General features: G+C 67.7%; 11 protein-coding genes. 6 read left to right on the plus strand and 5 right to left on the minus strand.

Annotation, left to right across the window (positions count from 1 at the left end):
• The first annotated feature begins 98 nt into the window (after positions 1 to 98).
• The 6 genes from GPX89_RS18475 to phoU all read left to right on the plus strand — a co-directional run bounded on the left by GPX89_RS18475 (position 99) and on the right by phoU (position 7,111).
• Positions 99 to 1,082 carry an acyl-ACP desaturase gene (locus GPX89_RS18475; RefSeq protein ID WP_157388819.1) on the plus strand — a complete coding sequence of 328 codons (984 nt, stop codon included), beginning with the start codon at positions 99 to 101 and terminating at the stop codon, positions 1,080 to 1,082.
• Positions 1,083 to 1,220: 138 nt separating this feature from the next.
• Positions 1,221 to 1,994 (plus strand): alpha/beta fold hydrolase, encoded by a 774-nt coding sequence (locus GPX89_RS18480; protein ID WP_157388821.1) that lies wholly within the window; start codon positions 1,221 to 1,223, stop codon positions 1,992 to 1,994.
• Between the two features lie 4 nt (positions 1,995 to 1,998).
• Positions 1,999 to 2,877 (plus strand): hypothetical protein, encoded by an 879-nt coding sequence (locus tag GPX89_RS18485; RefSeq protein ID WP_157388823.1) that lies wholly within the window; start codon positions 1,999 to 2,001, stop codon positions 2,875 to 2,877.
• A 105-nt stretch (positions 2,878 to 2,982) separates the two neighbouring features.
• On the plus strand, positions 2,983 to 4,098 hold the full coding sequence (dusB, locus tag GPX89_RS18490; protein ID WP_268893333.1) for a tRNA dihydrouridine synthase DusB: 1,116 nt from the start codon (positions 2,983 to 2,985) through the stop codon (positions 4,096 to 4,098).
• Positions 4,099 to 4,316: 218 nt separating this feature from the next.
• Positions 4,317 to 6,329, plus strand: a complete 2,013-nt coding sequence (locus GPX89_RS18495) for an LCP family protein (RefSeq protein WP_328601975.1) — start codon at positions 4,317 to 4,319, stop codon at positions 6,327 to 6,329.
• A gap of 110 nt (positions 6,330 to 6,439) precedes the next feature.
• Complete coding sequence (gene phoU, locus GPX89_RS18500; protein WP_157388827.1) at positions 6,440 to 7,111, plus strand: phosphate signaling complex protein PhoU; 672 nt, start codon at positions 6,440 to 6,442, stop codon at positions 7,109 to 7,111.
• A gap of 97 nt (positions 7,112 to 7,208) precedes the next feature.
• Here phoU and GPX89_RS18505 read toward each other — a convergent pair whose 3' ends face one another.
• The 5 genes from GPX89_RS18505 to pstS all read right to left on the minus strand — a co-directional run bounded on the left by GPX89_RS18505 (position 7,209) and on the right by pstS (position 12,899).
• On the minus strand, positions 7,209 to 8,825 hold the full coding sequence (locus GPX89_RS18505; protein ID WP_157388828.1) for an MFS transporter: 1,617 nt from the start codon (positions 8,823 to 8,825) through the stop codon (positions 7,209 to 7,211).
• A gap of 184 nt (positions 8,826 to 9,009) precedes the next feature.
• On the minus strand, positions 9,010 to 9,786 hold the full coding sequence (pstB, locus tag GPX89_RS18510) for a phosphate ABC transporter ATP-binding protein PstB (protein ID WP_157388830.1): 777 nt from the start codon (positions 9,784 to 9,786) through the stop codon (positions 9,010 to 9,012).
• Positions 9,787 to 9,798: 12 nt separating this feature from the next.
• On the minus strand, positions 9,799 to 10,698 hold the full coding sequence (pstA, locus tag GPX89_RS18515) for a phosphate ABC transporter permease PstA (protein ID WP_157388832.1): 900 nt from the start codon (positions 10,696 to 10,698) through the stop codon (positions 9,799 to 9,801).
• The gene (gene pstC / locus GPX89_RS18520) at positions 10,695 to 11,666 is read right to left on the minus strand and encodes a phosphate ABC transporter permease subunit PstC (RefSeq protein ID WP_157388834.1); all 972 of its coding nucleotides are present in this window, start codon (positions 11,664 to 11,666) and stop codon (positions 10,695 to 10,697) included. The genes pstA and pstC overlap by 4 nt, the downstream gene beginning before the upstream one ends.
• Positions 11,667 to 11,780: 114 nt before the next feature.
• Entirely contained in the window at positions 11,781 to 12,899 is a 1,119-nt protein-coding gene (gene pstS, locus GPX89_RS18525) for a phosphate ABC transporter substrate-binding protein PstS (protein WP_328601976.1), read from the minus strand.
• Positions 12,900 to 12,909 lie beyond the last annotated feature (10 nt).

Consider the following 12,909-nt stretch of genomic DNA (forward strand, 5'->3'; position numbering starts at 1 on the left):
GTGAGTTTCACATCACCCTACGGTCACGTAAGGTATGGGCCGCGGCGGCAGGCCGGCGAGGGTACGACAGCACGACGCACGATACGAAGGGCACATATATGGCAAAGGATCTGACTCAACTCGAGCTACTGCGGGAGTTGGAGCCGGTTGCCGCGGAGAACGTCAACCGCCACCTCTCCCTGGCCAAGGAATGGCACCCGCACGATTACGTGCCGTGGGACGAAGGGCGCAACTTCGCCGCCATGGGCGGCATTGACTGGGATCCCGAGCAGTCGAAGCTGAGCGAGGTCGCCAAGGCGTCCATGATCACCAACCTGCTCACCGAGGACAACCTGCCCTCCTACCACCGCGAGATCGCCGAGAACTTCTCGCAGGACGGCGCCTGGGGCACCTGGGTCGGTCGCTGGACCGCCGAGGAGAACCGGCACGGCATCGTGATGCGCGACTACCTGGTCGTCACCCGCGGCGTCGACCCGGTCGCCCTCGAGCAGGCCCGCATGGTTCACATGACCAACGGATTCGCCTCTCCCACCGACCAACTCGAGCACCTCGGCAACGCCGGGTTCCTCTACTCGGTGGCGTACGTGACCTTCCAGGAGCTGGCCACCCGCGTCAGCCACCGCAACACCGGCCGGGTCTGCGACGACCCCATCGCCGACCGCATGCTGCAGCGCATCGCCGCCGACGAGAACCTGCACATGATCTTCTACCGCAACATGTGCGGTGCGGCGCTGGATCTCTCGCCCGACCAGACCCTCGAGGCCATCACCCTGATCCTGGAGAACTTCCAGATGCCCGGCGCCGGAATGCCCAACTTCCGCCGCAATGGCGTGCTGATGGCCAAGCACGGCATCTACGACCTGCGTCAGCACCTCGAAGAGGTGGTCAACCCGGTCCTGAAGAAGTGGCGGATCTTCGAGCGCGACGACTTCACCGCGCGCGGCGAACAGACCCGCGAGCGTCTGGGCCTGTTCCTCGAGAAGCTGGGCAAGGACGTCGTGAAGTTCGAGGAACAGCGCGATCGCATGCTGGCCCGCGAGGCCGCCAAGCGCGAGAAGGAACTGGCTGCCACCGGCAGCTAGCGCCTGCGTGCCGCCTCCTCGCCGGAACACCGCACGGCCCCTCCGGATTTCGATCCCGAGGGGCCGTCGCGCACGACTCACAGGAAGCTCCCCGGAATTACCCAGTCCGGTCCGGGGCGGGAAACCGAACATGGAGACATGAGCCTCGAGACCCGGGTCGGCGCCGCGAATGTGGTGCTGCTGCACGGGCAACCGGGTGACCGCACCGACTGGGACGCGGTGACCGCCCGGCTGCCCGGCTCGGTGACGCCCATGGCGCTGGATCGCCCGGGGTACGGCGACAATCCGGATCCGGCCGGATCCATCGAGGACAATGCCCGCTGGCTGCTCGCCCGGCTCGACGAGGCCGGCGTGGAAAGCGCCGTGCTGGTGGGGCATTCGTACGGCGGGGCCGTCGCGCTGGCGGTCGCGGCGCTGGCCCCCCGGCGGGTGCGCGGGCTGGTGCTGGTCGCCAGTGTCGGGCCCGGCTGTCTCAACACCTGGGACGAAGTACTCGCCGCACCGGTCGCGGGCGCGGCACTCGCTCTGACGGCCTGGTCGGTGCTGCCGTGGCTGGCGCGGAAGGGCTTGGACCACAATCCCTCCTGGATCGGGGTGCCCGCGGTGCTGGGCCACCTCGCCGGAATCCACTACCGGCACGGGCAGCTCTGGCGCAGCTTCCTGACCGAACAGCGCGAAATGTTCGAAACGCTGGAACAGTGGACCGCGCGACTCTCCGAGATCCGCGTTCCGGCCTTGATCCTCGCCGACCCGGCCGATAGGGTCGTGCCGATCTCCACCACCCACGCCCTGGGCTCGCAATTGCCCTGTGCCCGAATCGAACTGGTCAGCGGGGGTGGCCACCACCTCCCGCGACGGCTGCCCGGCGTCGTGGCCGCCCGGATTGGCGCCTTTGTCGACTCGCTGGACTGACCCGATGCGCGGCACCCTGGTCGCGGTGCGCGAACGCGCGCTGACCCAGTTCCACACCGAACGCCGGCATCCCGCGCCCCGGCCGATCGATCCCGGGCTGCCGCTGTGGCGGCAGGTCGCCGGCGAGGTCCGGTGGTCGTTCACACCACCCGCGCTCTGGCTCGAGGGCGTCGGCGCGAATGTGGTGCTGTCGGGGCTGTTTCTGCTCGTCTCGCCGCTGACCCTGCACCGGCACGGCTGGGTGGTGCTGGTCGGCGTCTACTTCGCGACCTTCGTGCTGGCCGACGTGACCACCACCAATGTGCTCGGCGTGGACGCCGACCGGACCCGGCTCAGCCTGGCCGCCGGGTTGCCGCTGCATCGGATCCTCCTGGTCAAGAACCTCGTGCTGCTGGTCATCGTGGGACTGCCGACCCTGCTGGCCACGGCCGTGCTCACCGCGACCACCGGCACGCGCACCACCGGCACGCACACCGCGACCGGCACGCACGCGAGCGCCGCCGCCTCGCACGCGCTGATGCAGCGGACGGGAGTGACGGTCGCCGATGTGGCGCTGCCGATCCTGGTGTGGCTCGGCGTCGGCAACATCGTCTCCGTCCTGCTCGCGGTGCGCCCCCGCGCGCTCGGGCAGCGTTGGGCCGCGCGCCGTGATCGGCGCACCACCCTGCCCTGGCTGACCCACCTGGCGCTGCCGTACGGGCTCTACTACTTCGTCAGACCGATCGACGGCGAGCAACGCGCCATCCTCGGCTACCACCTCGGCCGCTCGATGACGGGCGATACACGCGCCGCGATCCACCTCGGCGTCGGGCTCTCGGTGTGGCTGCTCGGCACCGTGATCGCCGTCGCCGTGGTGCGCCGGCGCGGGCTGCGCGTGTGGTGACGCCTGTGACCGGGGGCACTGTGCGGGGTACGCGGCTCTGGGCGGCCGCGCCCGGATGAGACACTGGACGGCGTGACTGCCTCGATCCAAGCGCCCAAGACCGAGTTGCGGATCGGGCCCTACCCGCTCGATCCGCCGGTGGTGCTGGCGCCGATGGCGGGCATCACCAATGTCGCGTTCCGCACCCTGTGCCGCGAGTTCGGCAGCGCCACTTCGCTGTACGTCTGCGAGATGATCACCGCGCGGGCCATCGTGGAGCGCAACGAGAAGACGCTCAACATGATGGCCTTCGGGCCCGATGAGTCGCCGCGGTCCATGCAGCTCTACGGCGTCGATCCCAAGACGCTCGGCGAGGCCGTGCGCATCGTGGTGGGCGAGGGCTGGGCCGATCACATCGACATGAACCTGGGCTGCCCGGTCCGCAAGGTGACCCGGCTCGGCGGCGGCTCCGCGCTGCCGTACAAGCGGCGGCTGTTCCGCGAGATCGTGCGCGAAATGGTGAGCGCCGCGGGCGATGTGCCCGTCACGTTCAAATTCCGCATCGGCATCGACGACGAGCACCACACCTACCTCGACACCGGCCGGATCGCCGAAGACGAAGGGGCGGCGGCGGTTTCGCTGCATGCCCGCACGGCCGCCCAGCTCTACTCCGGGCAGGCCGACTGGAGCGCCATCGCCCGGCTCAAGGAGACCGTCACCGGCATCCCGGTGCTCGGCAACGGCGACATCTTCACCGCCGACGACGCGCTGCGCATGATGGCCGAAACCGGTTGCGACGGCGTGGTCGTCGGCCGCGGCTGCCTGGGCCGGCCATGGCTGTTCGGCGAGCTGAGCGCCGCCCTGCGCGGCGAGCCGATTCCCGCGGGCCCCACCCTCGGCAAGGTCGGCGAGATCCTCTACCGCCACGCCGCGCTGCTCGTCGAGCACGACGGCGAGGACAAGGCCATGCGCGATATCCGCAAGCACATGGCCTGGTATCTGATGGGTTTCCCGGTGGGGTCGGCGTTGCGCCGGCAGTTCGCCACCGTCACCAGCCTGGCGCAGATCGGCGATCTGGTCGGGCAGCTCGATCCGGACGTGCCGTTCCCGGAGGACGCGCTCGGCCCGCGCGGGCGGCAGGGGTCGCCGCAGACCAAGGTGGCCCTGCCCGACGGCTGGCTCGACGATCCCGAGGACGCGACCGTGCCGACCGCGGCCGACGTCATGCATTCGGGCGGCTGAACCACACCGCTTCGGCTCGATCTGGATAACGCCCGGCGCGCTACCCGGTCCTGCGGCGCGACCCTGGCACACTTTCCGAGGCACGCCTCGGGACTCCCGGAGCACTCGGACATAACGGAAAAAGCGCACCCACCTGCGATGGACATACGTTCGAGTGGTCCATCGTGGCGAAATCGTTATCATGGCCCTCGGTACCAAGAGCAAAGTGAGGTTCGTTGGTGGGTGACGATCGGTACGGGCGCACGCCACGACCCGGCGGACCCGCCCCCTGGGAGCGCTATTCCGCGGACGCACAGCCCATTTCGGTACAGGATCTCGTCGATCGGGTGGACAGCGAGCGCCAGACCCGCCGCCGCCACAAGGCCGAGGCCGAGAGCACCGGCGAACCGGTCGGCGCCGAGCCCGCGCCGCCCGCCGAGCCCGCACCGCCCACCGCGATCACCGGATCCCAGCGGACCGTCCGCGACACCAGTCACCTACGCCGGGTGGTGAACGCGCCCGGCACCGGAAGCAATCGCGCGGTGCCGCGGCCCGATCCCACCGCCGATCCGGTCACCGAGGAACTTCCCCCGATCACCGAGAGCACCCCGCCGCCCTCGCCCCCGCCCTCCGAGCGGGTCAAGGCGCTGCTCGCGAGAAAGGTCAAGTCCCCCGCCGACTATCCGACCACCGCACTGCCCGCCGCGGTGGGAGCCGAACCGGCCAAACGGATTTCACCGGCGCAGCGGCGCCGCAATCGCCGCGCACGGCTGGCCGGACGCGCCGCCCTCGCCGTGGTCGCCGTCGTCGCGCTGATCATCACCGGCGGCGGCTGGAGCTACCTGCGCGCCAAAGACAACAATTTCCAACAGGTTTCCGCCCTCGACGACAACTCCCCCGACGTGGTCGACGCCGACGGTCAGACCGGCGACGAGAACTTCCTCATCGTCGGCACCGACACCCGGGCGGGCGCGAACGGCCAACTCGGCGCGGGCACGGAGGCCGATGCCGATGGCGCGCGCTCCGACACCGTCATGCTGGTCAACATTCCGGCCAACCGGGCGCGGGTGGTGGCCGTGTCGTTCCCACGCGACCTGGACGTCACCCGCCCGGACTGCGAGGGCTGGGACAACGGAAAGGCCGCCTACACCGGCCAGAAGTTCGTCGGCGCGGCGGGCGACAAGCTCAATGCGACCTATGCCCTCGGCGGGCCCAAATGCCTGACCAAGGTGATCACCAAACTCTCCGGTCTCAAGATCAACCACTTCGTCGGCATCGACTTCTCCGGGTTCGAGTCCATGGTCGACGTGGTCGGCGGCGTCGAGGTGTGCACCACCAAGCCGCTGGTCGACGAGATCCTCGGCACCGTGCTCACCACGCCGGGCAAGCAGGTCGTGAACGGCTCCACCGCACTGGACTACGTGCGCGCCCGCCACGTCTACGGCGAGGAGCGCAGCGACTACGACCGCATCAACCGGCAGCAGCGCTTCCTGTCCTCGCTGCTGCGCAGCGCGCTGTCGAGCAAGGTGCTCTTCGACCCGGGCAAGCTCAACGGGTTCATCAACGCCTTCGCCCAGCACTCCTTCATGGACAACGTCAGCACCAAAGACCTGCTGACACTGGGCCGTTCACTGCAGAAGATGCAGGCCGGGAACATCACCTTCCTGACCGTCCCGACCGCGGGCACCACCTCCTACGGCAACGAGATTCCGCGCGAGTCCGACATCAAGGCCATCTTCCGGGCCGTCATCGACGACCAGCCCCTGCCGGGCGAGAAGAAGACCGACAGCCCGGCGACCACCACCGGCGCGGCGCCCACCGCCAAACCCAAGCTGACGGCCGTGGATCCGAGCACCGTGTCGCTGCAGGTGTCCAACGGCTCGGGCCAGGCGGGCATCGCCGGCACCACCGCGACCAAACTCGCCAATCAGGGCTTCGGGATCTACAGCACCGGCAACTACGCCGACGGCACCTCGGCCAAGACCAAGGTCCGCTACTCCAGCGGTCACGAGGCCGAGGCCGCCACCGTGGCCAGCGCCCTTCCGGGCGCGGTGCTGGAGCCCGCGAGCGGGCTGGGCAGCATTGTCGAGGTCGTGGTGGGCACCGATTTCGCGGGCACGGTGAAGGCGCCCACCACCTTCGGCCAGACACTGCCCGACACACCGAGCGATACCGGCGGCCCCAGTGCGGCACCGGTCACACTCCCCTCCGACCTGGAGCACGTGAACGCCGCTGACGACCTATGTAAGTGAGCGGTCGTCCGGTGGGCCGGAACTGCGGTGACTTTGCTGAAACAGACCGGCACCGACGGTTAACCCACCGTTGGTGACTTGGTCAGCGCCGCGCACTAATGTCTTGACTCATGCGTGTCATCTACAACGAACAAATGGCCGAGCTCGCCGATCTGCTGGGCGGCATGGCCGGGCTCGCCGGATCGGCGATGGAGCGGGCCACCCAGTCCCTGCTCACCGCCGATCTCGAGCTCGCGGAGCAGGTGATCAGCGAGTACGACCGGATCGCCGAGATGATCACGCTCGCCGAGGAGAAGGCCTTCGCGCTGCTGGCCCTGCAGGCTCCGGTCGCCGGAGATTTGCGGCAGGTGGTCAGCGCCATCCAGATCGTCTCCGATGTGAACCGGATGGGCGTGCTCTCGCTGCACGTGGCCAAGATGACCCGTCGCCGCTTCCCCGCGCACGCCGTGCCGGAGGCCGTCAACAGCTACTTCGCCGAAATGGGCCGGGTCGCGGTGAAGATGGGCGCCACCGCCAAGGAGGTGCTGGAGTCCCGCGATCCCGAGCGGGCCGCCAAGCTCACCGACGACGACGAGGCGATGGACGACCTGCACAAGCACCTGTTCACGCTGATCATGGACCGTGATTGGCAGTTCGGTGTGGCGGCGGCCGTCGACGTGGCGCTGCTCGGGCGCTACTACGAGCGCTTCGCCGACCACGCCGTCGAAATCGGCCGCCGCGTCGTCTTCCTCGTCACCGGCGTGCTGCCCCCGGACCCGGATTCGGAGAAGGAGAGCATCTAGCTCTCCGGGGCAAGACCCTGAAACCCCTCTCCCAGGGCCCAGGGCGAAGCCCTGAAAAGCCAAGGGCCCGGGATGATCCCGGGCCCCGTCGGCGGTGTCAGTCCTCGTCGGACTCTCGCCAGCCCATGAGTACCGAGTTGCCCTTCTCCACTCGCCACGGAAGTGTCGCGGCCACGATGACCGCGCACACGACCAGGGTGCCGACCGCGATATAGGACGCGGATTCGGCGCCCTGCATGGCCGCGACCTTCATGGCGTGGACGAGATCCGCCTTCGCCGGCGCGAAGATCGGATTCACCGCAGCCTTCACGACCTCGAGCACGCTGATCGGCGTATTGCTCGCCAGGTCCTTCTGCTGCGAGGTCATGATCTGGCTCGGAATCGCGTCGATCCGGCCGCCGATGCGGTTGGCGTAGATCGAGGTCATGACCGAGCCCAGCACCGCCACGCCGAGCGCGCCGCCGACCTCACGCGTGGTGTCGTTGACCGCCGAACCCGCGCCCGCCTCGTCCAAAGGCACCGCGCCCATGATGGATTCGGTCGCCGGGCCCTGAACCACCGCGAACCCCAGGCCCATCAGGATCATGGCGATCACGACCGGGCCCAGATAAGGGGTCTCGACCTTGGCCTGTCCCGCGATGTACATCGCCACCGCCAGGATCAGCAGCCCGGACACCACCATGGCCGTGGTGCCCAGCCGCTGCGCCAGCAGGGTCGCGATGGGCGCGCCGAAGCCGACCGCCACCGCGAAAGGCAGTGAGTGGATGCCGAATTCGAGCGGGGACATCTCCTTCACACCCTGGAAGTACTGGGTGATCAGGAACAGGAAGCCGAAGGCCGAGAAGTAGGACACGGTGATCGCCAGCGACGGCAGTGCGAAGCGGCGATTGCGGAACAGCCGCATGTTCAGCACCGGCGTGGGCACCCGCAGCTCCCAGGCCACGAACGCGGCCAGCAGGACCAGCGAAACCAGGTACCCCGCAATGCTTTCGGCCGCGAGCCAGCCGTGCTTGGGGGCCTCGATGATGGACCACACCAGGGCGGTCACACCGGCCAGCGAGAGCACGATGCCGAACCGGTCGAGCCGATCCACATGGTCGGCCCGGGATTCCGGCACCGCCGCCAGCACGGCAGCGATGGCCACCAGCGCCACCGGAACATTGATCCAGAACACCGAGTGCCACGAGAAGTACTCGAGCAGCCAGCCGCCCACGGTCGGCCCGATCGCCACGGCGATGCCGGCCATGGCGGTCCACAGCGCGATGGCCGCGGCCCGTTCGCGCCGGGCGGTGAAGATATTGGTGATCAGCGCCAGCGTGGCCGGGAAGACCACGGCCGCGAACACGCCCATGCCCGCGCGGGCCGCGATGACCTGCCCGAGCCCGCTGGACAGCGCGCCCGCCGCGGACATGACGGCGACACCGATGAGGCCGATGATCATGAACCGTCGCCGCCCGTACCGGTCGCCGAGGTGCCCCATGGCGAGCAGCAGCCCGGAGAAGGCGAGGGTGAACGCGTCGACGATCCACTGCAGGCCGCTCATATCGGCCTGGAGCTGCACCGCCATGGACGGCAGAGCGACGTTGACCAGCGTATTATCAAGAACCACAAGCAGTTCCGCGACACAGATGGCGGCCAGCGCGGCCGCCTTCGCACGCTGCGACAACCCTGTCGCGGCCTGTCCGGATCCCAGGCTCGCCGTTGAGACGGTCATCCGACACCTCCTTACTAAACCGATCGGTTTACCAGCAAGGTCAGAGTAAACGTTACTCAGAGTTGCACACAACCACCTCGGCTTTATGTGACCGATGCCACACAGCGACCGCTTACGCGACCTTCACCTGCGCAAATGAAACGACCCCTGCCGGATGGCAGGGGTCGTAGACGCCGGAGAGTCTTTAGCCGAAGCGGCCGGAGATGTAGTCCTCGGTCTGCTTCTGGGAGGGGTTCGAGAAGATCTTCTCGGTCTCGTCGATCTCGATGAGCTTGCCGGGCTTGCCCTGCGCCTCGAGGTTGAAGAACGCCGTCTGGTCGCTCACCCGCGCGGCCTGCTGCATGTTGTGGGTGACGATGACGATGGTGAACTCCTTCTTCAGCTCGGTGATCAGATCCTCGATCGCGAGCGTGGAGATGGGGTCCAGGGCCGAACACGGCTCGTCCATGAGCAGCACGTCCGGCGACACCGCGATGGCGCGGGCGATGCACAGACGCTGCTGCTGACCACCGGAGAGGCCGCCGCCCGGCTTGTCCAGCCGGTCCTTGACCTCGTTCCAGAGGTTGGCCCCGCGCAGCGACTGCTCGGCCACCTCGTCCAGCTGAGCCTTGTTGCGCACGCCCTGCAGCTTCAGCCCGGCCACCACATTGTCGCGAATCGACATGGTGGGGAACGGGTTCGGCCGCTGGAACACCATGCCGATGGTGCGGCGCACGCCGACCGGATCGACCTGGGCGCCGTAGATGTCCTCGCCGTCGAGCAGCACCGCACCCTCGACGCGAGCCTCCGGGGTCACCTCGTGCATGCGGTTGAGCGCGCGCAGCACGGTCGACTTGCCGCAGCCGGACGGGCCGATGAAGGCGGTCACGCTGCGCGGCAGCACCGTCAGACCGACATTGGCGACGGCATGGAACTTGCCGTAGAAGATATTGAGGTCTTTGACGTCAATTCGCTTGGCCATCAGTCTTTCCTTCTATCGGTTCCGCGTCAGCAGCTTGTTGACCGCTGCGGCGGCGGCATACAGCAGCGCGATGATCAGGATCAGGGTCAGCGCCGCACCCCAGACGCGCTCGCGGCCGGCGGCCTGCGGGTTCTGCAACTCCTGGTACATCAGCAGCGGCAGCGAGGCCATATTGCCGTGGAAGACATCGAAGTTGATCGCCTTCGAATAGCCGACCAGCACCAGCACCGGCGCGGTCTCACCCATGACGCGGGCGACGGCCAGCAGCATGCCCGAGATCATGCCCGGGGCGGCGGTCGGAATGACGATCCGCACAATCGTTTTCCACTTCGGAATACCGAGCGCGTAGGAGGCCTCACGCAATTCGTCGGGCACCAGCTTGAGCATCTCCTCGGTGCTGCGCACCACCACGGGCAGCATGAGCAGCACCAGGGCCAGTGACACCGCGAAGGCGCTCTGCGGGTTTCCGAAGGTCGCGATCCACAGCGCGAAGATGAACAGCGCGGCCACGATCGAGGGCACACCGGCCAGGATGTCCACCATGAACGTGGTGGTCTTGGCCAGCCAGCCGCGCCCGTACTCGACCAGATAGACCGCGGCCATGACGCCCAGCGGCACCGCGATGATCGCGGCCATGCCCGACTGCACGATGGTGCCGTAGATGGCGTGGTACACACCACCGGAGGTCGAACTGGGCAGCACGCCGTTCTGCGACTTGGTGAACCACCCCGTGCGGGTCACGGCGACCGCGCCCTTCTGGAGCACGATGTAGAGCACCCACAGCAGCGGCACCAGCGCGATGCCGAAGCACAGCCACACCAGCGCGGTGGCGACGTTGTTCTTGACGCGCCGGGCGACGCTGACATGCCGGAAGGTCGGCGCCTTGACCGGTTTGTCCAGTGTGGCGGTCATCCGTTCACCTTCCCGCCCGCGGCGAGCCGAGCCAGTGCGTTGACGACGAACGTCAGAGCGAACAACACGAAACCGGCGGCGATATAGGCGCCGGTCGGCAACTTCGAGCTGAATTCCGAAGCGGCCGAGGCGATCTTCGAGGCGAAGGTGTAACCGCCGTCGAACAGCGACCAGTGCCCTGCCTTGGGCGAGGTGCGCAGCACGATCAGGACCGCGATGGTCTCACCGAGCGCGCGGCCCAGGCCCAGCATGGAACCGGCGATCATGCCCGAGCGGCCGAACGGCAGCACGGTCAGGCGGACCACTTCCCACTTGGTGGCGCCCAGCGCCTGCGCCGCCTCGATCTGAGTGCGCGGGGTCAGACCGAAGACCTCTCGGCTGACCGAGGTGATGATCGGCAGGATCATCACCGCGAGCACCACGCCCGCGGTGAAGATGGTGCCGCCACCGGCGATGGTGACATTGCCGTCGGAGAACAGGAACAACCAGCTCAGGTTCTTGTTCAGGAAATCCTGGAGGGGGCTCAGCCGAGGCGCCACCACCAGGAAGCCCCACAGACCGAACACAATGGACGGCACCGCCGCCAGCAGGTCCACGATGATCGAGAACGGCCGCGCCAGCGCCTTCGGCGAATATTGCGTCAGGAACAGCGCGATGCCCACCCCGATCGGCACCGCGATCACGAGCGCGAACAACGAGCTCAGCACCGTGACCATGAACATGTCCTTGATGCCGAAGCGAAGGTTGTTCTCGTCCTTGACGTTGAACTCGGTGGTTGTGAAGAAGTTCGCCTTGTTCGCCATGATCGAGGGCCATGCCCTGATCAGCAGGAACAACGCGATCAGGGCAATGGCGGCGACAATGATTCCGCCGGCGGCCGTGGCCGCCGAGCGGAATGCGAACTCCGCGCCGAACTTCTTTGGTGCGCCGCGCCCGGCGGCCGGTTTGGTGCTGGGTTCGGTCGGCATCAGCGCAGTATCCCCCGGCAGTTGGGCACGGTCCTTCCCCGGGTCGGTCGAAACGGACAGACCCGGAGAAGCAGCTTCGTCGTGCACGGTCATCGTGGTTTTTCGATCAGGCGATCACTGAATGGCGTTGATCGCGGTGGTCAGCTTGGTCTTGAACGCGTCCGGGAGCGGCACGTAGCCGGCCGCGGCCAGACCGCTCTGGCCATTGCCGACCGCCGAGGTCAGGAACGCCTTGACCGCCTTGGCGGTGTCGGCGTCGCTGTACTTCGAGCAGACGATCTCGTAGGTGGCCAGCATGATCGGGTACGCGCCACCCGCGGTGGGCTTGTAGATCGAGGAGTTGTCCAGCACCATGTCGTTGCCCTCACCGGCGACCTTGGCGGCGTCGACGGCCTTGCCCGCGGACTCCGCGGTCAGCTCGACCGGCTTCGGGTCGTTGGAGGTGGCGGTGGTCAGCACGTGCACGCTGGACAGCTTCTGCGCCTGAGCGAAGGACCACTCGACGTAGGTGATGGTGTTCTTGGTGCCCTGGACCGCGGCGGCCATGCCGTCGGAGCCCTTCACGCCCTCGCCGACGCCACCGTTGAACGTCTTGCCGGCGCCCTTGGTGTAGCCGCCCGCGGCGGTCAGGTACTTCTGGAAGTTGTCGGTGGTGCCCGACTCGTCGGAACGGTAGATCACGCCGATCTTCTCGTTCGGCAGCTTGTCGGCCTTGTTGGTGTTCAGGGCCTTGATCGCGGTGTCGTTCCACATGGTGATCTCGCCGGAGAAGATCTTGGCGATGGTCGGCGGGTCGAGCACCAGGTCGGTGATGCCGTCGATGTTGTAGGCGACGGCGATCGGGCCGAAGACCATCGGCAGGTTCCAGGCCGGGCTGCCACAACGGGCGGCGGCCTTGTCGGTCTCACCCTTCTTGGCGTCCAGCGGCGAGTCCGAACCGGCGAAATCGGTCTGGTTGCCGATGAACTCGTTCACACCCGCACCCGAACCGGACCCGGTGTAGTCGAGCTTGGCGCCGCTGCAGTTGGTCTGGTAGGCGGCGACGAACAGGTCCATCGCGTTCTTCTGAGCAGTGGAACCGCTGGACTTCAGCGAGCTCTTGCCGCCGCAGGCGACGTCGATCTTGGCGGCGCCGTTGCTGCTGGTGTTGTTGTCACTGCCACAGGCGGACAGAGTCAGGGCACCGGCCGCGGCCAACACACCGAGCAGGGCGCTGCTGCGCTTGAGATTCACCTATTCCTCC

The organism is Nocardia terrae (assembly GCF_009760405.1).
Taxonomy (GTDB): Bacteria; Actinomycetota; Actinomycetes; order Mycobacteriales; family Mycobacteriaceae; genus Nocardia; species Nocardia terrae.

Coding starts and splice junctions, on each gene's coding strand:
- GPX89_RS18475 (WP_157388819.1), top strand. CDS start 99: ATGGCAAAGGATCTGACTCAACTCGAGCTACTGCGGGAGTTGGAGCCG.
- GPX89_RS18480 (WP_157388821.1), top strand. CDS start 1,221: ATGAGCCTCGAGACCCGGGTCGGCGCCGCGAATGTGGTGCTGCTGCAC.
- GPX89_RS18485 (WP_157388823.1), top strand. CDS start 1,999: ATGCGCGGCACCCTGGTCGCGGTGCGCGAACGCGCGCTGACCCAGTTC.
- phoU (WP_157388827.1), top strand. CDS start 6,440: ATGCGTGTCATCTACAACGAACAAATGGCCGAGCTCGCCGATCTGCTG.
- GPX89_RS18505 (WP_157388828.1), bottom strand. CDS start 8,825: ATGACCGTCTCAACGGCGAGCCTGGGATCCGGACAGGCCGCGACAGGG.
- pstB (WP_157388830.1), bottom strand. CDS start 9,786: ATGGCCAAGCGAATTGACGTCAAAGACCTCAATATCTTCTACGGCAAG.
- pstA (WP_157388832.1), bottom strand. CDS start 10,698: ATGACCGCCACACTGGACAAACCGGTCAAGGCGCCGACCTTCCGGCAT.
- pstC (WP_157388834.1), bottom strand. CDS start 11,666: ATGCCGACCGAACCCAGCACCAAACCGGCCGCCGGGCGCGGCGCACCA.